We start from the raw sequence: 23,871 nt of genomic DNA on the forward strand, positions 1-23,871 counted from the left end.
AAATTTGCCGTCAACCCCTATTTACAACTTTATTCAGATTTCAACGTGATGCGTGCAAAAGCCTTCTTGCCGGCCTGGCAAACATGCGTCGCGCCCAGTACATATATAAAGGAGCGATCAACTACCTCACCATCAACACGCACTCCGCCGGCAGCCAGCAGATCCCGTGCCGCGGCCGAGTTCTTCACCAGGCCTGCCTTATTAAGGACAGCAGCGATAGGCATGTCTTCAGCCGAAGCCAGCTCGATCTCCGGCAAATCATCCGGTAGCTCACCATCCTTCATACGGTTACCCGCGCCACGATGAGCGTTTGCCGCAGCTTCATCACCATGGAAACGCGCAACGATTTCTTCAGCCAGCTTGATCTTGATGTCCCGCGGATTCGCGCCGGCCTCAACGTCAGCCCGCAATGCATTGATCTCATCCATGGAGCGGAAGCTGAGCAACTCGAAGTAACGCCACATCAGCACATCCGGAATAGACACCAACTTGCTGTACATCACACCCGGCGCTTCCTGAATACCGACGTAGTTGCCCAGAGACTTGGACATCTTCTTCACGCCATCCAGACCTTCAAGCAACGGCATGGTCAGAATGCACTGAGCCTCCTGATCATAACCCCGCTGCAGCTCACGCCCCATCAGCAAGTTGAATTTCTGGTCGGTTCCGCCCAGCTCGACATCCGCACGCAGCGCTACCGAGTCATAACCCTGCACCAGCGGATAAAGGAACTCGTGGATAGCGATTGGCTGATTAGTGGTGTAGCGCTTGTCGAAGTCATCGCGCTCGAGCATGCGAGCAACGGTGTACTGCGAAGTCAGACGGATGAAATCCGCCGGACCCATCTTGTCCATCCAGGTGGAATTGAAAGCAACTTCGGTTTTCGCTGGATCGAGGATCTTGAAGACCTGGGTCTTGTAGGTCTCGGCATTTTCCAGAACCTGCTCACGGGTCAGCGGCGGACGCGTAGCACTCTTGCCACTGGGGTCACCGATCATCCCCGTGAAGTCACCTATAAGGAAGATCACCTGATGCCCCAGCTCCTGGAACTGGCGCAGCTTATTAATAAGCACGGTGTGACCCAAGTGCAGATCCGGAGCGGTAGGATCGAAACCAGCCTTGATACGCAGCGGTTGGCCGCGCTTGAGCTTCTCGACCAGCTCGGACTCGACCAACAGTTCTTCCGCACCACGTTTAATCAGCGCTAGCTGCTCTTCAACCGACTTCATAACAGACCCGCAAGGCTCAGATTCAAAGGGAACCAACCATACAAGAACGCGCGTCAATTACAAGTTTTGCCCGGCGCACGGACACCAATCCACGGACAGAAAGCCTGTAGACTTGCTTCAGAGATGATTTGGTTATATTTTATACAGTTATTTCATCTTCATCATGTCATTCATCTTTTCCAATTCATCTATTTCAAAGTCAAAAATTACCTATGACCACAGAACCGTCTAAAGCGCCCCCGCTTTACCCGAAGACCCACCTGCTTGCCGCAAGTGGAATCGCCGCCCTTCTCAGCCTGGCGCTCCTGGTATTTCCATCCAGCGATGTTGAAGCCAAAAAGACAACCCTGAGTCTTGAACTGGAAAGCCCTGCTGAACAACTGACACAAGATCAAGACGCTGCTGACGCGGCTCAAGCCACAAACGAGCCCGCAGCCTCACCTTTTGCACAAATCGAAAACAGCGACGAAAACGCACCGCAAACTGCTGAAACCGCGCCAGCACCTGCTCCACTTGCAGAAAAACCGAAAGAGCCCGGCCACCGTGAAGTCGTCGTATCCAAAGGCGACACGCTGTCTACCCTCTTTGAAAAGGTCGGCCTGCCGGCGGCGTCCGTCCATGAAGTGCTTGCCAGTGACAAACAAGCCAAACAGTTCAGCCAGCTCAAGCGCGGCCAGAAGCTCGAATTCGAACTGAGCCCGGAAGGTCAGTTGACCAGCCTGCACAGCAAGGTCAGTGACGTAGAGACCATTACCCTGACCAAGAACGACAAGGGCTATTCGTTCAACCGTGTCACCGCCAAACCAACCGTTCGCACCGCTTACGTCCACGGCGTTATCAACAGCTCGCTGTCACAGTCGGCTGCGCGCGCCGGCCTCTCCCACAGCCTGACCATGGACATGGCCAGCGTCTTCGGCTACGACGTCGATTTTGCGCAGGACATCCGTCAGGGCGACGAATTCGATGTGATTTACGAGCAGAAAGTCATCAACGGCAAGGCTGTCGGCACCGGCCCGATCCTGTCCGCGCGCTTCACCAACCGCGGCAAGACTTACACCGCCGTTCGCTACACCAACAAGCAAGGCAACAGCAGTTACTACACCGCCGATGGCAATAGCATGCGCAAGGCCTTCATCCGTACGCCGGTTGACTTCGCCCGCATCAGCTCGAAGTTTTCCATGGGCCGCAAACATCCGATCCTCAACAAGATCCGCGCTCACAAAGGCGTTGATTATGCAGCGCCACGGGGCACGCCAATCAAGGCTGCCGGTGACGGCAAGGTGCTGCTCGCCGGCCGTCGTGGCGGTTATGGCAATACCGTAATCATTCAACACGGCAATACTTACCGTACGCTATACGGCCACATGCAAGGCTTTGCCAAAGGCGTTAAAACCGGCGGTACCGTCAAGCAGGGCCAGGTGATTGGCTATATTGGCACTACAGGCCTTTCTACCGGCCCGCATTTGCACTATGAGTTCCAGGTCAACGGCGTGCACGTCGACCCTCTGGGCCAGAAGCTGCCGATGGCCGATCCAATCGCCAAGTCTGAGCGTGCTCGCTTCCTGGCGCAGAGCCAGCCGCTGATGGCGCGCATGGATCAAGAGAAGGCCACGATGCTGGCTTCGAGCAAGCGTTAAGCCATGGCCCTGTATATCGGTGTGATGTCCGGAACCAGTCTCGACGGGCTGGACATTGCCCTGATCGAACAGACCTCGGCGATCAAACTGATCGCCACACACTACATTCCCATGCCTGAATCCCTGCGCGCCGAGCTGCTTGGCTTATGCGCCAGCGGCCCCGACGAGATTGCCCGTTCTGCGATAGCCCAGCAAAACTGGGTGCAACTCGCCGCCTCGGGCATTAATACCCTCCTCGCTCAAGAGCAGCTGAAACCCGACGCCATCCGCGCCATTGGGAGTCACGGCCAGACCATCCGCCACGAACCGGCGCGTGGATTTACCGTGCAGATTGGCAATCCGGCCCTGTTGGCCGAGTTGACCGACATAACCGTCGTCAGTGATTTCCGCAGTCGCGATGTGGCAGCCGGCGGTCAAGGCGCGCCTCTGGTTCCGGCCTTCCACGAAGCTTTGTTTGAAGAGCGCACCGGTAATCAGGCGGTCTTGAATGTCGGCGGTTTCAGCAATCTCAGTCTGATTGAGCCGAACAAGCCTGTAGCCGGTTTCGACTGTGGCCCCGGGAATGTTCTGATGGATGCCTGGATTCAGCAGCAGCGCGGCGAGAACTATGACCGAGACGGGCTATGGGCGGGCACAGGCACTGTTCAACCGGCCCTGCTCAAGGCCTTGCTCAGCGACCCTTTCTTCACTACCAAGGGTCCGAAGAGTACGGGCCGCGAAGTGTTCAATCTGTCCTGGCTGGAACAGCATCTTTCGCGTTTGGCGCCTTTCGCTGCGCAAGACGTGCAGGCCACGCTGCTCGAACTGACTGCGCTGACGATCGTCGAATCGCTGCAAAGCGCCCAGACGGACACCCAGGAACTGCTGGTCTGTGGCGGCGGCGCGCACAATCGAACGCTCATGAAGCGCCTGGCGGAGCTATTGCCCAACGCCAAGGTCGCCAGCACCGCCACCCATGGTGTTGACCCGGACTGGGTAGAAGCCATGGCTTTCGCCTGGCTCGCCCATTGCTGCCTGGAGGGGATCGCCGCCAACCGCCCGAGTGTCACTGGCGCCCGCGGCCTGCGGTTACTCGGCGCCATCTACCCGGCATAAGCTCCACAAACGAAAACGCCGCAGATCCGAAAGGCTCTGCGGCGTTTTGCTGTGTACAGTGAAGCGCGATCAGATCGAGAACGAAGATCCGCATCCACAGGTGGTGGTGGCGTTAGGGTTCTTGATCACGAAACGCGAACCCTCCAGGCCTTCCTGGTAATCCACTTCGGCACCGGCCAGGTACTGAAAGCTCATCGGATCAACCACCAGACTCACACCTTCGCGCTCCACGATGGTGTCGTCATCGGCCACATCTTCATCGAAGGTAAAACCGTATTGAAACCCTGAACAACCGCCGCCCGTAACGAATACGCGCAGCTTCAAGCGATCATTCCCCTCTTCATCGACCAGGCTCTTCACCTTGTGCGCAGCACCTTGAGTGAATTGCAAAGCCGTGGGGGTGAAGGATTCGACGCTCATGCTGACTATCTCCCGGCGTTACGCCGCCATAATGCGTGATGACGCGCATTATCCGCTTGTCCTAGAAAATTGGTCAACTATTAGAGGAGCAGCGGCAAGCTTCAAGCGGTGAGCTTCAAGCTTGCGACTTACAACTGGTAGCTGCTTCTAAGGCAGCATGCCGGCGTGGGACAGACCGAAGCGCTCATCCAGCCCGAACAGAATGTTCATGTTCTGCACCGCCTGGCCCGAGGCGCCTTTGACCAGATTGTCGATTACCGAAAGTACCACCACCAAGTCAGCGTCCTGGGGACGATGCACGGCGATACGGCAGACGTTGGCACCACGCACGCTACGAGTTTCCGGGTGACTGCCCGCCGGCATAACGTCGACGAACGGCTCGTTGGCGTAACGCTTTTCAAACAGCGCCTGCAGATCCACCGAACGATCAACCACGGTTGCGTAGAGCGTGGAGTGAATACCGCGAATCATCGGCGTCAGGTGCGGCACAAACGTCAGACCGACTTCCTTGCCCGCCGCACGACGCAGGCCTTGGCGTATTTCTGGCAAATGACGGTGACCTTTTACCGCATAAGCCTTCATGCTTTCCGATGTCTCGGCATACAGAGAACCGACGGCCGCTCCCCGACCGGCACCGCTGACACCCGACTTGCAGTCGGCGATCAGGCGTGAAGCGTCGGCCAGACCCGCCTCAAGCAATGGCAGGAAACCCAGTTGTGTTGCGGTTGGGTAGCAGCCCGGTACAGCGATCAAACGCGCGTTCCGGATCTGCTCACGATTGACTTCCGGCAACCCATAAACCGCTTCATCGAGCAGCTCCGGCGCGCCGTGCGGCTGGCCGTACCATTTGGCCCATTCGTCGGCATCCTGCAGGCGGAAGTCAGCCGACAGGTCGATGACTTTAGTGCCCGCTGCGAGCAGTTCGCCTGCCAGTGCGTGGGCCACGCCATGGGGAGTCGCAAAGAACACCACATCGCAAGCACCGAGGGTTTTGATGTCCGGCACGCTGAACGCCAGGCCGTCGTAATGGCCGCGCAGGTTTGGGTACATGTCAGCGACGGCGAGACCGGCCTCGGATCGGGAAGTGATCACCACCACTTCTGCCTGCGGATGCTGTGCCAACAGACGCAGCAGTTCGACACCGGTGTAACCCGTGCCGCCGACGATACCGACCTTGACCATAAACCTGCCCTCAACGAACCCACTGGAAAGCCGTCGATAATAGGGGCCGCGCGCGCCTGCGACAACCGCCAAGGTGACGCGCGGACGCTCAAGCCTCTACTATCTGGCTACCGTGAATGAGGGAATAACCAAAAATGCTCTATCTATGGCTCAAAGCGTTTCACATCGTCAGCGTCGTCTGCTGGTTTGCCGGACTGTTTTATCTGCCGCGCCTGTTCGTTTATCACGCACAAAGCGAAGACACGATCAGCAAAGAGCGCTTCAGCGTCATGGAGCGCAAACTGTATCGCGGCATCATGGGCCCGGCGATGATCGCTACGCTGATCTTCGGCGGCTGGCTGATCTACCTCAACCCGTCGCTCTTCAGCCAGGGCGGCTGGATCCACGCGAAACTGACCCTGGTCGTGTTGCTGATCGGCTACCACCACATGTGCGGCGCGCAGGTGAAACGCTTCGCTCGTGGCGAAAACACCCGCAGCCATGTCTTTTATCGCTGGTTCAATGAAGTGCCGGTTCTGATATTGCTGGCTATCGTAATTCTGGTCGTGGTCAAGCCGTTCTAACTTCAATCAGTACAGATCTCTGGGGTGTTCATATGTCGCTGCCCGCTCTGCTCGAACAACGTCTGCGTCTGCCCGTGGTGGCGGCGCCGATGTTCCTGATCTCCAATCCCGAACTGGTGCTCGCCTGCTGCTGCAACGGCGTGGTCGGCAGTTTTCCGGCGCTCAACCAGCGTGAAAGCAGTGGGTTCAAGGCGTGGCTGGAGCAGATCGAAGCGGGCCTCGCGACGCTGGAAAATCCGGCCCCTTATGCGGTAAACCTGATCGTTCACCACAGTAACCCGCGCTTACAGGCGGATCTGGACATCTGCGTCGAACACAAGGTACCGATCGTTATCACCAGCCTCGGCGCGGTGAAAGAACTGGTCGATGCGGTGCACGGCTATGGCGGCCTGGTTTTTCATGACGTCACCACGCGTCGCCATGCCGAGAAAGCCGCTGAAGCGGGTGTCGACGGTCTGATCGCTGTCGCGGCCGGTGCCGGTGGTCATGCCGGCACCTGGAGTCCGTTTGCGTTGATTGCCGAGATTCGTCAGTTCTTCGACAAGACGCTGCTGCTTGCAGGATGTTTGAACCACGGCCATGAGATTCTGGCCGCGCAGTTACTTGGCGCGGATTTGGCCTACTTCGGTACGCGATTTATTGGCACCACTGAAAGTCACGCGCCTGACGCTTATAAAGAGATGCTGCTGACAGCCAAGGCTGCCGACATCATTCATACTCCAGCGGTGTCAGGGGTGCCGGCCAGTTTCATGCGCCAGAGTCTGCAGGCTGCCGGTTTCGACATGGCGGCGCTGCAGGGCAAGGGCGAAGTAAACTTCGGCGACAAACTCAAACCAATCAATGACGAAGCCAAAGCCTGGAAGACCGTGTGGTCGGCAGGCCAGGGTGTCGGGCAGATCGATGATCTGCCGAGTGTGGATCAACTGATCGCACGTCTCGACGCCGAATATCGTCAGGCCCAGACGCACGCTGCACAGTTGCCACAACGCTGGCCTCGCTGAAAGAGACCCGGCCAGCCACAAGCGGGCTGGACTTACCCTGAATATCCGCCAATTCAATCGCGACAAGGATGCCTCGGCCATGAGCGAACCCCGTTACAAGATCGTCTTCGACGGCGCGCTCCAGCCCGGCGTCGACCTCACCACCGCCAAACTGGATCTGGCGGACCTGTTCAAAAGCGACGTGGCCGCCATTGAGCGCCTGTTCAGTGGCCGCGCCGTCGCCCTCAAGCGCGACCTGTCCCACAGCGATGCCCAGACTTATCTGCAAGCGCTGAACAAAACCGGGATCGACGCGCGGATTGAAACGGAAACCGCCATTGAGCTGAGTCTGGCAGACGTACATGAAAATCCCGCCGCAGTCACCGAGCCGGACTCACCCTATGCGCCACCGCGCGCAAGCGTCGGCGAAAATATGCCACCGTTTGCCGCACTCAAGCCATTCAGTGTCGAAGGCCGCATCGGTCGCCTGCGCTTTCTGGCATGGACCATGGTGTTGAGTCTGGTGACCCTTCCCATCGTCGGTGTGTTCGCCTTGCTTGCTTTGGGACTGGTCAGCGGCGACTCGACCACCGGACTGATCATCGGCGGGATTGTCGCGTTCTTCCTGTTCATCGGCTTCTTGATCGTCAGCATCCTCTTCAGCGTGCAGCGCCTGCACGATATCGGCTGGTCAGGCTGGCTCTGGCTGTTGAATCTGGTGCCGTTCGTGGGCGGCTTTTTCCCGCTGGTGATCATGGTCGTCCCCGGCAATAGCGGCGCCAACCGTTATGGTCCGCCACCTCCACCCAACAGCACGGCGGTCAAAGTGCTGTGCTCGTTGTGGATTGTGTTCTTGGCGCTGATTTTTGCCGGAGGGATACTCGGTGGGTTCTCGGCCGTCCAGCAGGAATACGAAAGCAACCTGGAAAGCAGTTATGACAGCGGCTCGGTGAACACCGATGAAATCGAGGTCGAGGTCGAACCCCCGGCAATTTCCGCGGACGATGCAGCCGAAGCGGCGCAGCCCCCTGTAGACTCTGCGAAAGAATGAACAGCGCTCCCCGCCGTGACAACCGCGTCACTGGCGCGGAGCTGTTGCGATGGAGAATTGCATGACCCGTTACGCTCTGATCACTGGCGCCTCCAGCGGCATCGGCCTTGCCATGGCCGAAGCGCTAGCCCGGCGCGGCCGCAGCCTGATTCTGGTGGCAAGACAGCGTGATCAGCTGGAAAGTATTGCCATCGAATTGACCCAGCGCTTTGATGTGGAAGTGTTGTTTCGCGCCTGCGACCTCGGTGAACCCTTGCGCCTGTCCGGCTTTTTGCTGGAACTGGAAGAAGGAGACCGGCAGATAGACCTTCTGGTCAATTGCGCCGGCATCGGCACGTGCGGCCCGTTCCTGGCGCAGGACTGGATGACCGAGCAGGACCTTATCGAGGTCAACATCCTCGCCCTCACCCGCCTGTGCCATGCGGTGGGTAACAGCATGGCGCTGCAGGGTGGCGGACAGATCTTGAACGTCGCCTCGGTGGCCGCTTACAGCCCGGGCCCGTGGATGAGCACTTATCACGCCAGCAAAGCTTACGTTCTGCACTTTTCTGAAGCCCTGCGCGTCGAGCTCAAGCAAAGCGGCGTGAAGGTGTCGGTATTGTGTCCCGGTCCGACCCGCACGGCGTTCTTTCGCACCGCGCAACTGAACAGCGAAAAAATCGAGAAAAGTGGCTCTATGATGAGTCCGGAAGAGGTCGCGCTGCATGCCGTGCGGGCTCTGGACAAAAACCGCGCGATCATCATTCCGGGACGACGCAACCGCTGGCGCGCGTTCCTGCCGCGATTGGGTTCACGCTGGCTCAATCGCACGATTGTCGGCATGGTCAATAAAACTTACTGCCCCCGCTAGAAAACGACTTCTAACGCGGCGCATTCGATTCAGCCCAACACAACGGAGAAACAGCAGTGGATACTCTGTTCACCAAGATCATCAACCGGGAAATCCCGGCCAGGATCATTTACGAGGACGACCAGGTTCTGGCGTTCCACGACATCGCCCCGCAGGCTCCGGTGCACTTTCTGGTGATCCCGAAGAAACCGGTGCGCACACTCAATGACCTGACCGAGGACGACAAGGCTTTGGCCGGGCACATTCTGTTCACTGCGCAGCGTCTGGCGCTGGAACTGGGTTGCGAGGAAGGCTTTCGCGTGGTGATGAATTGCAATGAACTCGGTGGACAGACTGTCTATCACATTCATATGCACGTGCTGGGTCAGCGCCAGATGAACTGGCCGCCGGGCTGAAGCGACCTGTGTGCAGGAGCTGCCGGTGGCTGCTCCTACAGGAAGCGTTTCAATTCTCGCCAATGACCCAGCGCAAACCTTCGCCGGCCGATTCGGTTAAACTGGCCGTCGAGATTCTTCCCGGAGGTCAGCATGACTACCCAACGTCACTACTCGCCCATTGACCGTCTGCTACTGCAAGCTGATGCCGCGATGCGTACTTTGCTGCCATTCAGTGGCCAACCGTACCGTCCGTCGCCAGCGATTTTGCAGCCGGAAACGCAAATGAGCGATGAAGACACCCGCCACGTCGCGGGCCTGATGCGCATCAACCACACCGGTGAAGTCTGCGCACAGGCGCTTTATCAGGGACAGGCGCTGACCGCAAAGTTGCCGCAGGTGCGCCAGGCCATGGAGCACGCGGCCGAGGAAGAGATCGATCATCTGGTCTGGTGCGAGCAACGCATTCACCAGTTGGGCAGCCACACCAGCATTCTGAATCCGCTGTTTTATGGCATGTCGTTCGGGATCGGCGCGGTGGCCGGTCTGATCAGCGATAAAGTCAGTCTCGGGTTCGTCGCGGCAACCGAGCATCAGGTGTGCAAGCATTTGAACGAGCATCTGGAGCAACTGCCGGCCGAGGATGAAAAATCCCGGGCGATTCTTGAGCAGATGCGCATCGATGAAGAACATCATGCGGAAAGTGCGCTGGATGCGGGCGGGTTTCGCTTTCCGGCGCCGGTGAAGTTCGGGATGAGTGTGTTGGCGAAGGTGATGACCAAGAGCACTTATCGGATCTGAGATGTGTATTGCCCGACACTGTCCCATCGCAGGCAAGCCAGCTCCCAGAGGGTTTTGTGTGAAGCATGAAAAAGGCGACCAAGAGGTCGCCTTTTTTTGTGCCTGGGAATCTTAGGTCGGCATGTTACGCGCGTAGAAGATTTCCAGCATTTCGTGTTTCACACGGTCGGTCACCTGGGCACGCTGCTCAGGCGAAAGATTGCTGGTAGCGTCGCCGAACAGGTAGTTGTCCAGTTCGAAGTTCTTCAGCAGCATTTTGGTGTGAAACAGGTTTTCCTGATACACGTTCACGTCGGTCATCTGATACGCGTCGCGCGTGTCTTCGGACAGGTAGTTCTGGATCGAGTTGATCTCGTGGTCGATGAAGTGCTTGTTGCCTTCCACGTCACGGGTGAAGCCGCGCACACGATAATCCACGGTCACGATGTCCGAATCGAACTGGTGAATGAGGAAGTTGAGTGCTTTGAGCGGTGAAATGACACCACAAGTCGACACATCGATATCCACACGGAAGGTCGCGATACCGTCGTCCGGATGGATTTCCGGATAGGTGTGCACCGTGATGTGGCTCTTGTCGAGGTGGGCCAGAATAATTTCGGGCAACGGGCCCGGCGATTCCTCGATCTGGCTGTCAGTCGGGGTTACCGGCTCTTCCGAAATCAGAATCGTGACGCTGGCGCCTTGGGGTTCATAGTCCTGACTGGCGATGTTCAGGATGTTGGCACCAATGATCTCGACAACTTCTGTGAGAATCTGCGTCAGGCGTTTCGCGTTGTACTCTTGATTGATGTACTCGACGTAAGCCTGCTGGTCCTGCGGGGTCTCCGCGTAGCAGATGTCATAGATGTTGAAGCTCAAGGTCTTTGTCAGGTTATTGAACCCGTGGAGCTTGAGTTTGCTTTTCACCGTTAAAAACTCTCTATGTATGCGGCGCAGCCGCGTGATCAAGCATGCCCGTCAAGTGCGAACAACGCACCTGCGTAGGACGGTTAACACCTCTTCGCGATGGCGATTTTGGTTATCTGTTCAGGCGGATGACCTGTCGGCTGACCGATCACTGCCCTGAAAAAAGTGGCGCATTATGCAGACGTCAGCGGGGGATCGCCAGAGTCTGCACAGCTTTTATGATAGTTGAATGTCGGTTCAGCCGAGTTCGATGATTTCGTAGTCATGGGTGATCGCCACGCCAGCGGCGCCGAGCATGATCGAGGCCGAGCAATATTTCTCGGCGGACAGCTCAATGGCACGCTTGACCTGGGCCTCTTTCAAGCCGCGGCCCTTGACCACAAAGTGCATATGGATCTTGGTGAAGACCTTCGGATCTTCAGTAGCGCGCTCGGCATCGAGGAAGGCTTCACAGCTTTCAACGGCCTGACGCGACTTCTTCAGGATGCTGACCACATCGAAATTGCTGCAGCCGCCGACACCCAGCAGAAGCATTTCCATCGGGCGGACCCCGAGATTACGGCCACCGGCATCCGGCGGACCGTCCATCACCACGACATGGCCGCTGCCGGATTCACCGAGGAACATGGCTTCGCCAGCCCATTGGATGCGTGCCTTCATCGCCCTGACTCCACTGTAAAAAAAAGGGTCGCCAGCTTAGCACAGCGCTTTGCCCCGGCAGGAATGAGGTCCTAGGACGGATGCCTTCTGGCTGTAGGTAATTTCTCGAATTTTCGACGAAGTGTCTGGTAAGCTGGCGCCAATTCGCTGGCGCCAAATTCGCCAGCCCTGTAGCGACCGCCTTCAGCGCCTCATAAAAACTCAAACATCACCGTGCAGTCTTTTCGGGATACAACCATGGTTGCTATTACCCCCACACCCAAAATCAAGAACATCGACAAGCTGTTGATGCATTGCCAGCGCCGTCGTCATGCGGCCAAGAGCAATATCATTTGCGCCGGCGACCGCTCGGACACGCTGTACTTCATTATCAAGGGTTCGGTCACCATCCTGATCGAAGACGACGATGGTCGCGAGATGATCATCGCTTACCTCAATGCCGGAGATTTCTTCGGCGAACTGGGGCTTTTCGAGCAAGCGGGCCAGGAGCAGGAACGCAGCGCCTGGGTGCGAGCCAAGATTGAATGCGAAACAGCGGAAATCAGTTACGCCAAGTTCCGCGAACTGTCGCAGCAGGATCCAGACATTCTTTACGCGCTCAGCGGACAGATCGCACAACGCTTGCGCAATACCACGCGCAAAGTCGGCGACCTGGCGTTTTTCGACGTCACTGGTCGAGTCGCCCGTTGCCTGCTGGAGCTTTGCAAACAGCCGGACGCAATGACTCATCCTGACGGCATGCAGATCAAAGTGACTCGTCAGGAAATCGGCCGGATTGTCGGTTGCTCGCGGGAAATGGTCGGTCGTGTGCTCAAGGATCTTGAAGAGCGCAATCTGGTCGACGTGAAAGGCAAGACCATGGTGGTCTTCGGTACGCGGTAAGCGCCTGATATCAGGCGCTGTAGATCTGCGCCAGCGTCAATCTGAACAATTCATCGAGACGCGCCAACGCCTGTGGCGCGTTGAATTTCTCATGCAGGGCGATGTGGCTCTCAGCCCTCACCCGCTGCTTCAGGCCGCAGGCTTCGTTGAAGCGATTGACCGCTGCAACCATCGATTCGCGTTCGTCATCCATCAGCATCGCACCGTGCACCAGGCCAACCGGACGCTGCCCGCCCTGACTCTGGCGCCAGCGCTGAGCAGTGCCGACCATTTTGCGACCGTCGAGATTGACGTTGAAGCGCCCATCGCAGAAAGCACCGTCGATTTCGCCCACTGATGACGTGCCGCCCAGTTCATCGAGCAACTGACAGATCGGATCGCACAAACGGCGGTAGGCGGTTTCGATGCGGTTCAGATCCCCTTCGCTGCGGGGCGGTGCGTAGACCAGTGCGATGTTGACGGTCGATGCAGATTGCGGGACGGGCTCACCGCCGGTCTCGCGCAGCAATACCGGCCAACCGGCGGCCGCCGAGACTTCGCAGGCATGATCGAAACCGGGCAGGCGATTGAGCCGGCGCGGCATGACCAGCGCGCGGTCGGTGGGTTGCCATAACAGCAGGCCGAACTCCGCGTCCCCGGCGCAGACCGACGCCAGCAAGTCTTGCTCGGCTTGCAGGCCGGATTCGATGGTCAAGGGGGTTGGCAGCGACATAACAGGCTCCGGCAACATGGAAATCTTTAGCGATTTCGATGGCCCCTTCGCGAGCAGGCTCGCTCCCACAGGAGGAAATGCATTCCAAATGTGGGAGCGAGCCTGCTCGCGAATGAGGTCGACTCGGTCAGTCGAGGGTCGAACCGCTTACGACTGGACCGCCACGCTCCGGGAAGAACAGGCGCTGCAACTCGGTGCCCGGATTCTCCGCGCGCATGAACGCTTCGCCGACCAGGAACGAATACACATCGCTGATTTCCATCAGTTCGACATCGGCGCGATTGAGAATGCCGCTCTCGGTAATCACCAGGCGATCACGCGGAATACGTGGCAACAGGTCCAGCGTCGTTTCCAGGCTGACCTCGAACGTATGCAGGTTACGGTTGTTCACACCTACCAGCGGCGTGTCGAGGGTTTTCAGCGCGCGCTCCAGTTCGTCACCGTCGTGCACTTCCACCAGCACATCGAGACCGACACCCTTGGCCACCGAGGCCAACTCAGCCATTTTCACGTCATCCAGCGCGGACACGATCAACAGCACGCAATCGGCGCCCAAGGCGCGGGCTTCAACGATCTGGTAAGGATCGATCATGAAGTCCTTGCGGATTACTGGCAGCTGACATGCAGCGCGGGCCTGTTGCAGATAAGCATCGGCGCCCTGGAAGAAATCGATGTCGGTCAGCACAGACAGACAGGTTGCCCCGCCTCTCTCGTAGCTTTTGGCGATGTCGGCCGGTACGAAGTCCTCGCGGATCACGCCTTTGCTCGGCGAGGCCTTTTTGATTTCGGCGATCACTGCAGGTTGTTTTTTCTTCGCTTGCGTCAGCAATGCCTGAGCAAAACCACGGGGTGCATCGGCCGCCTTGGCCAGACTTTCCAGCTCGCTCAGGCTGACACGAGCGCTACGCTCGGCGACTTCCTGAACCTTGCGCGCCAGAATGTTTTCCAGAACCGTCGGTACACTCATCCTTCATTCTCCACTTTGAATACCGCGGTAAAGGCACCCAGCTCCTCGAGTTTCTCCCGAGCGAGGCCGGTGTGCAGGGCATCGTGCGCAAGCTCGACGCCCTGTTTCAAACTGATGGCCAGGTCTGCCGCGTAGAGCGCCGCACCGGCATTGAGCACGATCATCTCGGCGGCTTTCTGGCCGTTTTCGGTTTTACGCTTGCCGAGGGCATCGCGGATCAGCGCCAGCGACGCTTCGGGGCCTTCGACCGACAAACCGTGCAGGCTCTGGCTCTTCATGCCCAGATCTTCGGGCTCGACCCAGTATTCGGTGATCTCGTTGTTTTTCAGCTCGGCGACGAAGGTCGGCGCGGCGAGGCTGAATTCGTCCAGGCCATCCTTGGAGTGCACCACCAGCACGTGTTTGCTGCCCAATCGCTGCAAGACTTCGGCCAGGGGCCGGCACAGCGCCTGAGTGAACACGCCCACCACTTGATGCTTCACGCCGGCCGGATTCGTAAGCGGGCCGAGCATGTTGAACAGCGTGCGCAGGCCGAGATCGCGGCGCGGGCCGGCAGCGTATTTCATCGCTTTGTGATGCGTCTGGGCAAACATGAAACCGATGCCGACGTTGTCGATGCAACGGGCAACCTGTACCGGCGTCAGGTTGAGATAGATGCCGGCCGCTTCCAGCAGATCGGCGCTGCCGCTTTTGCCCGACACTGCACGATTGCCATGCTTGGCCACGGTGCAACCGGCCGCTGCGACAACAAAGGAAGACGCCGTCGATACGTTGAAGATGTTGGCACCGTCGCCGCCGGTGCCCACCACATCGACCACGCCGTCGAGGGTCTTGAGTTCAACCTTATCGGCCAGCTCACGCATCACCGATACCGCGCCGACGATCTCGTCGATGCTCTCGCTCTTCATGCGCATGGCCATCATGAACGCGCCGATCTGTGCGTCGCTGCACTGGCCGGTCATGATCTCGCGCATCACGTCGCGCATTTCCTCGGTGCTGAGGTCGAGGTGATCGACGATACGGCTCAGGGCTGTCTTGATATTCATGGGAAGTCCTTAGCGCGTGCCGCCGGTTTGTTTGAGGAAGTTGGCAAACAGTTCATGGCCCTGCTCGGTAAGGATCGACTCAGGGTGGAACTGCACGCCTTCGATGTTCAGGGTCTTGTGACGCAGGCCCATGATCTCATCGACCGAGCCGTCATCGTGTTGCGTCCACGCGGTCAGCTCCAGGCAATCGGGCAACGTATCGTGCTTGACGATCAACGAGTGGTAGCGAGTAACGGTCAGCGGATGATTGAGGCCGGCGAAGACGCCCTTGTCCTCGTGGAATACCGGGCTAGTCTTACCGTGCATCACTTGGCGGGCACGCACTACGTCGCCGCCAAAGGCCTGACCGATGGATTGATGCCCGAGGCAGACGCCAAGGATCGGCAGTTTGCCGGCGAAGTGCTTGATCGCGTCGATGGAGACACCCGCCTCGGTGGGCGTGCAAGGCCCGGGGGACACCACGATGCGCTCGGGATTCAGCGCTTCGATTTCGGCGATGGTCAGCTCGTCATTGCGCACGACTTTGACCTCGGCACCCAGTTCGCCGAGGTATTGCACAACGTTGTAGGTAAAGGAGTCGTAGTTGTCGATCATCAGCAACATGGCGTTTCGAACCTCTTGAATTCTGACTTGATGACAGCCTTCAGATGACTTGCCCGCAGGGCGTTGCACGATGTCGGACGCGCAGGCGGCGCCGGCACAGCAGCATTTCAAACAGACAAGGAAGGCAAAGCGATACAGATCCGGCCAAGCCGGCAGAAAAGATTCAGGCGCGCCAACGCCAGCGGGCGTGTGCCTTGATGACTTGATCCAGAAGTTTGCTGGTGATCAACACGGGGAAGGTCTCGTTCATACGTTCCGGCACAGTAACTTAGCTGGGCGGAGCGTGCAATATGGCGGGGCCTGCGGGTTATAAAACCGAAGAAGGAATCGCGACCGATGGCAAAAGGCCGGAAGTTTTTGGTACTGTCGTTTCGTTCACCTACAACAATAAATAAACGGACTTGCTCATGATCAAACAGACGTTGTTTGTACCGCTGGCCGGTTGCCTGCTCGCACTGGCCTGTGCCCAGGCGAATGCCGCCCCCAATCCCTATTCGAATTTCGTGGTTTTTGGCGACAGCCTCAATGATGCCGGGACCTTCGCCGACGCGGGTGGCCCGGCGGGCTCCACCGAGCGCTACACCAACCGTACCGGGCCGGTGTATCAGGATGGCAGCGGTGAATCTTACTCGTTGAATTCCACGCAGTTGCTGGGTGGACGCCTTGGCTTCACGCCGGACCAGACAGCCTCTTCAAGTTCAGCAGTGCGTGCCGAAAATGGCCAGCCCGACGGCAACAACTGGGCGGTCGGAGGTTATCGCACCGACCAGATTCTCGATTCAATCACGACGCAATCGGCCACCGGCGAACGCACTCGCCCCGGTTATCTGCCTTCGAACGGTTTTCGCGCCGACCCGAATGCGCTGTATTACATTTCCGGCGGCGGCAATGACTTCCTGCAGGGGCGCATCCTGAGTCTGCCCCAGGCCAACGCCGCCGCCGACCGATTGGCTGACAGCGTGCAAACCCTGCAGACGGCCGGAGCCAAATACGTGATGGTCTGGCTGCTACCCGATGTCGGGCTGACCCCGGCTATCAACGGCACGCCGCTGCAGGCATTCAGCAGTACGCTCGCCACCCAGTTCAACAGCCAGCTGGTAACTCGTCTGCAAGGCATCAACGCCGAAGTCATTCCGCTGAATATTCCGGTGCTGCTGTCGGAGGTGTTTGCCGATCCGGGCCGTTTTGGCCTGGCCACTGATCAGAACCTGACGGCGACCTGTTTCAGCGGCGGCAGTTGCCCGGAAAACGCCCGCTACGGAATCAACAGCGCCACGCCGGACCCGACCAAACTGATCTACAACGACGGCGTGCATCCCACCGAGTCCGGACAAAAACTGATCGCCGACTACGCCTATTCCCTGCTCGCCGCACCGTGGGAACTGACGCTGCTACCGGAAATGGCTCACTCCACCGTCCGTGCGCATCAGGATGAACTGCGCAGTCAATGGCAGGCGGACTGGGAGAACTGGCAAGCGGTCGGCCAATGGCGCGCCCTTGTGTCGGCAGGCGGTCAGCATTTGGATGTCGACAGCCAAAGCAGTGGCGCCAGCGCCGACGGCAGCGGCTACAACCTCAACGTAGGCGGCAGCTATCGTCTGAATGACGCCTGGCGCGTGGGCGTCGCAGCGGGGTTCTATCGTCAGAATCTGGAAGCAGGACATAACGATTCGGACTACAAGCTGAACAGCTACATGGCCACAGCGTTTGCCCAGTTCCAGCAAAATCGCTGGTGGGCGGATGCGGCGTTGACCGGCGGCAAACTCGACTACGACAACCTCAAGCGCAAGTTCGACCTGGGCGCCAGCGAGGGCGCGGAAAAAGGCGATACCGACGGCAGCCTGTGGGCGTTCAGCACCCGCATCGGTTATGACATCGCCCAGCCGGGCAGCGAATGGCACCTGTCGCCGTTTGTCAGCGCCGATTACGCGAGTGTCGATGTCGACGGTTATTCAGAAAAGAGCAACCGTGCGACGGCGCTGACCTTTGATGACCAGACCCGCGATTCGAAACGCCTGGGCCTGGGGATCCAGGGCAAGTACAACTTCACGCCACAAACCCAGGTGTACGGTGAATACGCGCATGAGCGTGAGTACGAAGATGACGTGCAGAAGGTCAACATCGCGCTCAACACCCTGCCGGCCAACGACTTCACCCTCGAAGGCTACACGCCGGCCAGTCACCTGAACCGCTTGAGCCTGGGCGTCAGCCACAAGCTCACCGCTGATCTGGCGCTGCGTGGCGGTTATTCGCTGCGCAAAGACGATGAATTTACCCAGCAGGGCTTGAATGTTGGGGTGGTGTTGGATTTTTAGATCGCAGATGTAAAAAAAAGCGGCGCCCTTACAGGCGCCGCTTTTTTATGCCCCAACACAAACCCCATGTGGGAGCGAGCCTGCTCGCGAAGGCGCTGGGTCAGCCAACATCAACGCTGACTGACACACCCTCTTCGCGAGCCAGCTCGTTCCCACATGGGAACTTCGTGTCTCAGGCGTCCGGAGTCTGCTCGGCCAGGGCCACGGCGCGGAACATTGCGCGGCGCTTGTTCAGGGTTTCTTCCCATTCCAGCGCTGGCACCGAGTCGGCGACGATGCCGCCACCGGCCTGAACATGCAGTTCACCGTTCTTGATCACCGCCGTGCGGATCGCAATCGCAGTGTCCATGTTGCCGTTCCAGGCGAAGTAACCCACTGCGCCGCCATACACGCCACGCTTGACCGGCTCAAGTTCGTCGATGATTTCCATCGCACGAATCTTCGGCGCGCCAGATAGGGTGCCGGCCGGCAGAATCGCCCGCAATGCATCCATCGCTGTCAGCCCGGCTTTCAACTGGCCGGTGACGTTGGAAACGATGTGCATCACGTTGGAGTAACGCTCGATTACCATCTTCTCGGTGAGTTTCACCGAACCGATTTCCGAAACACGACCGGTGTCGTTACGGCCCAGATCGATCAGCATCAAGTGCTCGGCAATCTCTTTTTCGTCCGACAGCAGGTCTTCTTCCAGCGCCACATCCGCCTCTTCGGTCGCGCCACGTGGGCGGGTGCCGGCGATAGGGCGCACAGTGATCAGGTTGTCTTCGACCCGCACCAGCACTTCCGGCGAACTGCCGACCACATGGAAATCGCCGAAGTTGAAAAAGTACATGTACGGCGTCGGGTTGAAGCAACGCAGTGCGCGGTACAGATCGATCGGCGCAGCCTTGAAGTCGATCGACATGCGCTGCGACGGCACAACCTGCATGCAATCGCCGGCCAGGATGTATTCCTTGATCGTATCGACGGCTTTTTCGTAATCGCTCTGGGTAAAACTCGAACGGAACACGGGGTCAGCCGATTGCTGCTTGCTGAAATCCAGGCCACGGCGTGGGGTAATCGGCTGGCGCAATTGCTCGAGCAAATCCTGTAGACGCGCCTGGCCTTGCTCGAAAGCATCATCCCGGGAAGGATCGGCCAGCACGATTGCGTGCATCTTGCCGGCCAGGTTGTCGAAGACCACGACGGCGTCGGAGACCATCAGCAGAATGTCCGGCACGCCCAGCGGATCGGGATTGGGGCACTTGCCCAGACGCTTCTCGACATAGCGCACGCAGTCGTAGCCGAAGTAACCGACCAGGCCACCGTTGAAGCGCGGCAGACCGGCGATGGTCGGCACGTTGTAGCGCGCCTTGAAGGTTTCGACGAATGCCAGCGGATCTTCAACCTCGTGGCTTTCGGTTTCGACGCCGTCGACCGTGATGCTCACGTGATGATCATGCACCCGCAGCACGGTGCGGCACGGCAGGCCGATGATCGAGTAACGACCCCACTTCTCGCCGCCCTGAACCGATTCCAACAGGTAGGAGTTGGGCTGGTCGGCGAGTTTCAGGTAGATCGACAGCGGCGTGTCGAAGTCGGCCAGGGTTTCGCAGGCCAGCGGGATGCGGTTGTAGCCGTCAGCGGCCAGACGCAGGAATTCTTCGCGGATCATAGGGTGCCTCGTGGTGTGAGGTGCAATCGGTCAGGTATGCAAACGTGCCGGCAGGCCGGCCAGAAATCAGTCAGGCGCGCCAACGCCAGCGGGCCAGGGCCTTGATGACTTTCATCCAGAGTTTGCGAGTGACCACCACGATGGCGTTTCCAGAAGGGGGCTGAACAGCGTCGGGCAACGTTATCTCAGCGGCTGTAACGAGGCAACCGGGAATTAGCTTGCGCAGATCGTCGATCACCAGAGCCGGGGATTCCTCGGCAATCGGTCGGCCATGGTTGTAGCCGTAGCTCAGCGCCACACACTTGACGCCCGCCGCTTTCGCCGCCAGCACATCGCTGCGCGAGTCGCCGACGAACAGCGATTGCGAGGCCGGGATGTTGGCCATTTTCATCACGAAGAACAGCGCCGCCGGGTCGGGTTTTTTCTGCGGCAGGGTGTCGCCGCCGATGATCCACTTGAAGTAGCGGCCGATTTTCATCTGATCCAGCAGCGGCGCGACGAAACGCTCCGGCTTGTTGGTGATCAACGCCATGGCCACGCCTTGTTTGTGCAGCCATTTGAGGGTATCGCGCACGCCGGGATAAACCACGGTCAGCTCATGGCTGGCGCCGTAGGCGTCCATGAAGATTTCCAGTGCACGCTCGGCCTCGGCGTCATCCACGGCCGAATGATCGATGCCACCGGCCAGCGCCCGGCGCACCAGCACCGGCGCGCCGTTGCCGACCCACTCGCGCACCGATTCGATGCCCGCAGGCTCGCGGCCAAGGGAGAGCAGCATGGTATCCACCGCGGCTGCCAGGTCTGGTACCGAATCGATCAGCGTGCCATCCAGATCGAACATCACCAGCCGCGGCAGTTTCCCCGGGAACAACTGCTCGAAACCGCTCATGGGCGCGCCAGTGCCAGTTCGGAACGCATCTTCTCGATGACTTCCTGATAGTTCGGCGCATTGAAGATTGCCGAGCCGGCGACAAACGTGTCGGCGCCAGCGGCGGCGATTTCACGGATGTTGTTGACGTTGACGCCACCGTCGATTTCCAGACGGATGTCGCGCCCCGAAGCATCAATGATCGCCCGCGCTTCGCGCAGTTTGTCGAGGGTGCCGGGGATGAACTTCTGCCCGCCGAAGCCCGGGTTGACGCTCATCAGCAAGACCATGTCGACCTTGTCGATCACGTACTTGAGCACGTCCAGCGGGGTTGCCGGGTTGAACACCAGACCGGATTTGCAGCCGCCCTCGCGGATCAGTTGCAGGGAGCGATCGACGTGCAGCGTGGCTTCCGGGTGGAACGTGATGTACGTGGCGCCGGCCTCGATGAAGTCGCCGACGATGCGATCCACCGGGCTGACCATCAAGTGCGCGTCGATCGGCGCGGTGACGCCGTATTTGCGCAATGCCGCGCAAACCATCGGCCCGATGGTCAGGTTCGGCACGTAGTGGTTGTCCATGACGTCGAAGTGAACGAAGTCGGCGCCGGCGGCAAGAACGTTGTCCACTTCCTCGCCGAGGCGGGCGAAGTCGGCGGAAAGGATCGACGGAGCAATTACGAAGGGCTGCATGACGCACCTGTTCTGAGCTAAATCACGATGGCGCGCATTGTATACCTCAAGTTTGTGCGCACGCACCGTGACCGCGATGATTGGGTTGTGCCATGAGCGCGGCCCGGCTTCGGTTCAGTAGGCGGCGCGGTAGATCTTCTCGATGTCGACGGCGCTGAGTTTGCGCGGATTGTTGCGCATCAGACGCTCAATGCCGGCGGCCTCGACAGCCATCGCCGGGATCGCCTCTTCCGGCACGCCGAAACTGCGCAGCCCGGCGGGGATTTCCACCGCCGCACACAGCTCGGCCATCGCCTGCACGGCTTTGTCCGCCGCTTCGTTGGCGCTCAGGTGAGCGGTTTTCACGCCCATGGCTTCGGCAATATCCTGCATGCGTTCGACGCAGGCCATTTTGTTCCAGGTCATGACATACGGCAGCAGCAAGGCGTTGCTGACCCCGTGGGCAATGTTGAACCGCCCGCCCAGCGGATAGGCCAGCGCATGCACCGCGCCCACTCCGGCATTGCCGAACGCCATGCCGGCCATCAGGCTGGCAGTGGCCATGTCTTCGCGCGCCTGCAGGTTCGCGCCATTGGCGTAGGCCTTGGGTAAAGCATTGGCGATCAGCTTGATCGCGCCGATGGCGAGGGCATCGGTGATCGGTGACGCGTTCACCGACAGATAGGATTCGATGGCGTGCACCAGCGCATCGACGCCGCTGGCGGCAGTGACGCTGCGTGGGCAGGTCAGGGTCATTTGCGGACTGACCAGCGCCACGTCCGGCAACAGATAATCACTGACAATGCCTTTCTTCAGCTGCGCTACCTTGTCCGAGAGAATCGCGACGTTGGTCACCTCCGAACCGGTACCGGCCGTGGTCGGGATGGCGATCAGTGGCGGGCCTTTGCGCGGCACCTGATCAACGCCGAACAGGTCTTCCAGCGCACCGTGGTAACCGGCGTAGGCGGCGACACTCTTGGCAATGTCTATGGCGCTGCCGCCACCAAGGCCAATCAAGCCGTCGTGCCCTCCTTCGCGGTAAGCGCGCATGCAATCTTCGACGATGGCGATTTCCGGGTCGGGCAGCACGCGGTCGAAAATTTCGTACTCACGCCCGCCGAGCTGCACCAGGGCCAGTTCAACGGTGCCGGATTTGACCAGCGCGGCGTCGGTAACGATCAGTGGGTTGTCGACGTCCAGCCGCGTGAGCTCGGCCGCCAGCTGTTCGATGGCTGCGGCGCCGGTGATCAGTTTGTGAGCGATCTTGAACTGGGACAGACTCATCGGGCGCAGCCTCTTATAGAGATAGGAGCTGAGCACAAGATTAGCTGGGGATTTGGGGTTGTCTGCTATTCAGGGTGTGAATGGCTGACCGGTAAAAGATCAAGAGCCCCTCACCCTAGCCCTCTCCCGGAGGGAGAGGGGACTGACCGAGTTGTCTCTCGAAGTACATCGACCTGAATTACCGAGTTTGAACTCCGGCCGCGAAAGCCACGAAGATCTACTCCCTTCCCCCTCGCCCCCTTGGGGGAGAGGGCTGGGGTGAGGGGGTAAGCTTTTGACCTTGATCCTAGACTTGTGCGGTGCGCAGTTTCTCGCTGCGGCCGCGTAGCCATTCCAGGGTCAGCAGCAGGATGACCGAGAATGCGATGAGCAACGTCGCAGCAGCGGCAATCGTCGGGCTGAGGTTCTCGCGGATCCCGCTGAACATCTGCCGAGGCAACGTCGCCTGCTCGGGACCGGCGAGAAACAGCGTCACCACCACCTCATCAAACGATGTCGCGAACGCAAACAGCGCCCCGGAAATCACCCCCGGCGCAATCAGCGGCAAGGTCACCCGACGGAACGCCGTCAACGGCGATGCCCCGAGGCTGGCCGCTGCCCGCACCAGATTGTGGTTAAAACCCTGCAACGTCGCCGACACAGTAATGATCACAAACGGCACACCCAGCACCGCGTGCACCACGATCAGCGAAAAGAAGCTGTTGCCCAGGCCCAGTGGCGCAAAAAACAGGTAGCTCGCCACACCGATGATCACCACCGGCACCACCATCGGCGAAATCACCAGCGCCATCACCAGCGCTTTGCCTGGAAAGTCGCCACGGGTCAGGCCGATCGCCGCCAGCGTGCCGAAGATCATCGCCAGCACGGTCGCGGCCGGGGCGACGATGATGCTGTTCTTCAGGGCGCGCATCCATTCGGCCGAGGCGAAGAAGTCGTGGTACCACTGCAATGAGAAGCCCTGCAGCGGATACACCAGGAAACTGCCCGAGTTGAACGACAGCGGCACGATCACCAGCACCGGCAAGATCAGAAACAACAGGATCAGGCCGCAGAGAATCCGCAGGCTGTAGAACCACACCCGTTCGATGGGCGACATGTAAGGACTCAGCATTTCCTATTCC

General features: G+C 59.2%; 24 protein-coding genes and 1 pseudogene. 11 read left to right on the top strand and 14 right to left on the bottom strand.

Annotated elements, in window-relative coordinates; all coding sequences use genetic code 11:
- Nucleotides 1–29: 29 nt before the first annotated feature.
- Nucleotides 30–1,229 carry a tyrosine--tRNA ligase gene (tyrS, locus tag HU727_RS23560; protein WP_186532871.1) on the bottom strand — a complete coding sequence of 400 codons (1,200 nt, stop codon included), beginning with the start codon at nucleotides 1,227–1,229 and terminating at the stop codon, nucleotides 30–32.
- Nucleotides 1,230–1,441: 212 nt separating this feature from the next.
- Between tyrS and HU727_RS23565 the strand changes: the two genes are divergently transcribed.
- The gene (locus HU727_RS23565; protein WP_186532872.1) at nucleotides 1,442–2,866 is read left to right on the top strand and encodes a peptidoglycan DD-metalloendopeptidase family protein; all 1,425 of its coding nucleotides are present in this window, start codon (nucleotides 1,442–1,444) and stop codon (nucleotides 2,864–2,866) included.
- A 3-nt stretch (nucleotides 2,867–2,869) separates the two neighbouring features.
- Nucleotides 2,870–3,961 (top strand): anhydro-N-acetylmuramic acid kinase, encoded by a 1,092-nt coding sequence (locus HU727_RS23570; RefSeq protein ID WP_186532873.1) that lies wholly within the window; start codon nucleotides 2,870–2,872, stop codon nucleotides 3,959–3,961.
- Nucleotides 3,962–4,030: 69 nt separating this feature from the next.
- Here HU727_RS23570 and erpA read toward each other — a convergent pair whose 3' ends face one another.
- Both erpA and argC read right to left on the bottom strand, forming a co-directional pair.
- Entirely contained in the window at nucleotides 4,031–4,381 is a 351-nt protein-coding gene (erpA, locus tag HU727_RS23575) for an iron-sulfur cluster insertion protein ErpA (protein ID WP_007918905.1), read from the bottom strand.
- 147 nt (nucleotides 4,382–4,528) lie between these two features.
- On the bottom strand, nucleotides 4,529–5,563 hold the full coding sequence (argC, locus tag HU727_RS23580) for an N-acetyl-gamma-glutamyl-phosphate reductase (RefSeq protein ID WP_186532874.1): 1,035 nt from the start codon (nucleotides 5,561–5,563) through the stop codon (nucleotides 4,529–4,531).
- A 134-nt stretch (nucleotides 5,564–5,697) separates the two neighbouring features.
- On the opposite strand from argC, the gene hemJ reads away from it, so the two are divergent.
- The 6 genes from hemJ to coq7 all read left to right on the top strand — a co-directional run bounded on the left by hemJ (nucleotide 5,698) and on the right by coq7 (nucleotide 10,182).
- Nucleotides 5,698–6,126, top strand: a complete 429-nt coding sequence (gene hemJ / locus HU727_RS23585) for a protoporphyrinogen oxidase HemJ (protein ID WP_186532875.1) — start codon at nucleotides 5,698–5,700, stop codon at nucleotides 6,124–6,126.
- 32 nt (nucleotides 6,127–6,158) lie between these two features.
- Entirely contained in the window at nucleotides 6,159–7,127 is a 969-nt protein-coding gene (locus HU727_RS23590) for an NAD(P)H-dependent flavin oxidoreductase (protein WP_186532876.1), read from the top strand.
- Between the two features lie 79 nt (nucleotides 7,128–7,206).
- Nucleotides 7,207–8,157, top strand: a complete 951-nt coding sequence (locus HU727_RS23595; protein ID WP_186532877.1) for a DUF805 domain-containing protein — start codon at nucleotides 7,207–7,209, stop codon at nucleotides 8,155–8,157.
- A 61-nt stretch (nucleotides 8,158–8,218) separates the two neighbouring features.
- On the top strand, nucleotides 8,219–9,007 hold the full coding sequence (locus HU727_RS23600; protein WP_186532878.1) for an SDR family NAD(P)-dependent oxidoreductase: 789 nt from the start codon (nucleotides 8,219–8,221) through the stop codon (nucleotides 9,005–9,007).
- Between the two features lie 56 nt (nucleotides 9,008–9,063).
- Nucleotides 9,064–9,402: a histidine triad nucleotide-binding protein gene (locus HU727_RS23605; protein WP_110603586.1), complete on the top strand. Its 339-nt coding sequence runs from the start codon at nucleotides 9,064–9,066 to the stop codon at nucleotides 9,400–9,402.
- A 132-nt stretch (nucleotides 9,403–9,534) separates the two neighbouring features.
- Nucleotides 9,535–10,182, top strand: a complete 648-nt coding sequence (gene coq7, locus HU727_RS23610; protein ID WP_186532879.1) for a 2-polyprenyl-3-methyl-6-methoxy-1,4-benzoquinone monooxygenase — start codon at nucleotides 9,535–9,537, stop codon at nucleotides 10,180–10,182.
- Nucleotides 10,183–10,293: 111 nt separating this feature from the next.
- Here coq7 and speD read toward each other — a convergent pair whose 3' ends face one another.
- Together speD and HU727_RS23620 are read right to left on the bottom strand one after the other, a co-directional pair.
- Nucleotides 10,294–11,088, bottom strand: a complete 795-nt coding sequence (speD, locus tag HU727_RS23615) for an adenosylmethionine decarboxylase (protein WP_024014530.1) — start codon at nucleotides 11,086–11,088, stop codon at nucleotides 10,294–10,296.
- A gap of 237 nt (nucleotides 11,089–11,325) precedes the next feature.
- Entirely contained in the window at nucleotides 11,326–11,748 is a 423-nt protein-coding gene (locus HU727_RS23620) for an OsmC family protein (protein WP_046045394.1), read from the bottom strand.
- A gap of 237 nt (nucleotides 11,749–11,985) precedes the next feature.
- Here HU727_RS23620 and crp point away from each other — a divergent pair, with 237 nt between their 5' ends.
- Nucleotides 11,986–12,630, top strand: a complete 645-nt coding sequence (crp, locus tag HU727_RS23625) for a cAMP-activated global transcriptional regulator CRP (protein WP_186532880.1) — start codon at nucleotides 11,986–11,988, stop codon at nucleotides 12,628–12,630.
- A 10-nt stretch (nucleotides 12,631–12,640) separates the two neighbouring features.
- Here the strand turns inward: crp and HU727_RS23630 are convergent, their stop codons facing one another.
- From HU727_RS23630 to HU727_RS23645, 4 genes are all read right to left on the bottom strand, one after another.
- On the bottom strand, nucleotides 12,641–13,342 hold the full coding sequence (locus HU727_RS23630) for a lipoate--protein ligase family protein (RefSeq protein WP_186532881.1): 702 nt from the start codon (nucleotides 13,340–13,342) through the stop codon (nucleotides 12,641–12,643).
- Nucleotides 13,343–13,469: 127 nt separating this feature from the next.
- Nucleotides 13,470–14,309: an indole-3-glycerol phosphate synthase TrpC gene (gene trpC / locus HU727_RS23635; protein ID WP_186532882.1), complete on the bottom strand. Its 840-nt coding sequence runs from the start codon at nucleotides 14,307–14,309 to the stop codon at nucleotides 13,470–13,472.
- Complete coding sequence (gene trpD / locus HU727_RS23640; RefSeq protein ID WP_186532883.1) at nucleotides 14,306–15,355, bottom strand: anthranilate phosphoribosyltransferase; 1,050 nt, start codon at nucleotides 15,353–15,355, stop codon at nucleotides 14,306–14,308. Before trpD ends, trpC begins: the two co-directional genes overlap by 4 nt.
- Nucleotides 15,356–15,364: 9 nt before the next feature.
- Nucleotides 15,365–15,958, bottom strand: a complete 594-nt coding sequence (locus tag HU727_RS23645; protein ID WP_186532884.1) for an aminodeoxychorismate/anthranilate synthase component II — start codon at nucleotides 15,956–15,958, stop codon at nucleotides 15,365–15,367.
- A 407-nt stretch (nucleotides 15,959–16,365) separates the two neighbouring features.
- Between HU727_RS23645 and estP the strand changes: the two genes are divergently transcribed.
- Entirely contained in the window at nucleotides 16,366–18,273 is a 1,908-nt protein-coding gene (gene estP, locus HU727_RS23650) for an esterase EstP (protein WP_186532885.1), read from the top strand.
- A gap of 68 nt (nucleotides 18,274–18,341) precedes the next feature.
- Nucleotides 18,342–18,428: pseudogene (locus HU727_RS26195) on the top strand (metal ABC transporter ATP-binding protein); the annotation flags it as partial.
- 17 nt (nucleotides 18,429–18,445) lie between these two features.
- On the opposite strand, the gene trpE reads toward HU727_RS26195, so the two are convergent.
- The 5 genes from trpE to HU727_RS23675 form a co-directional block, all read right to left on the bottom strand.
- The gene (gene trpE / locus HU727_RS23655; RefSeq protein ID WP_186532886.1) at nucleotides 18,446–19,927 is read right to left on the bottom strand and encodes an anthranilate synthase component I; all 1,482 of its coding nucleotides are present in this window, start codon (nucleotides 19,925–19,927) and stop codon (nucleotides 18,446–18,448) included.
- 70 nt (nucleotides 19,928–19,997) lie between these two features.
- Nucleotides 19,998–20,816, bottom strand: coding sequence for a phosphoglycolate phosphatase (locus HU727_RS23660; RefSeq protein ID WP_186532887.1), 819 nt, complete (start codon nucleotides 20,814–20,816; stop codon nucleotides 19,998–20,000).
- Complete coding sequence (gene rpe / locus HU727_RS23665; protein WP_186532888.1) at nucleotides 20,813–21,487, bottom strand: ribulose-phosphate 3-epimerase; 675 nt, start codon at nucleotides 21,485–21,487, stop codon at nucleotides 20,813–20,815. Before rpe ends, HU727_RS23660 begins: the two co-directional genes overlap by 4 nt.
- Before the next feature lie 114 nt (nucleotides 21,488–21,601).
- Nucleotides 21,602–22,750: an iron-containing alcohol dehydrogenase gene (locus HU727_RS23670; protein ID WP_186532889.1), complete on the bottom strand. Its 1,149-nt coding sequence runs from the start codon at nucleotides 22,748–22,750 to the stop codon at nucleotides 21,602–21,604.
- A gap of 286 nt (nucleotides 22,751–23,036) precedes the next feature.
- Nucleotides 23,037–23,861: an ABC transporter permease gene (locus tag HU727_RS23675; protein ID WP_186532890.1), complete on the bottom strand. Its 825-nt coding sequence runs from the start codon at nucleotides 23,859–23,861 to the stop codon at nucleotides 23,037–23,039.
- Between the last annotated feature and the right edge of the window lie 10 nt (nucleotides 23,862–23,871).

It is taken from the genome of Pseudomonas khorasanensis, from assembly GCF_014268505.2.
Classification (GTDB): Bacteria; Pseudomonadota; Gammaproteobacteria; order Pseudomonadales; family Pseudomonadaceae; genus Aquipseudomonas; species Aquipseudomonas khorasanensis.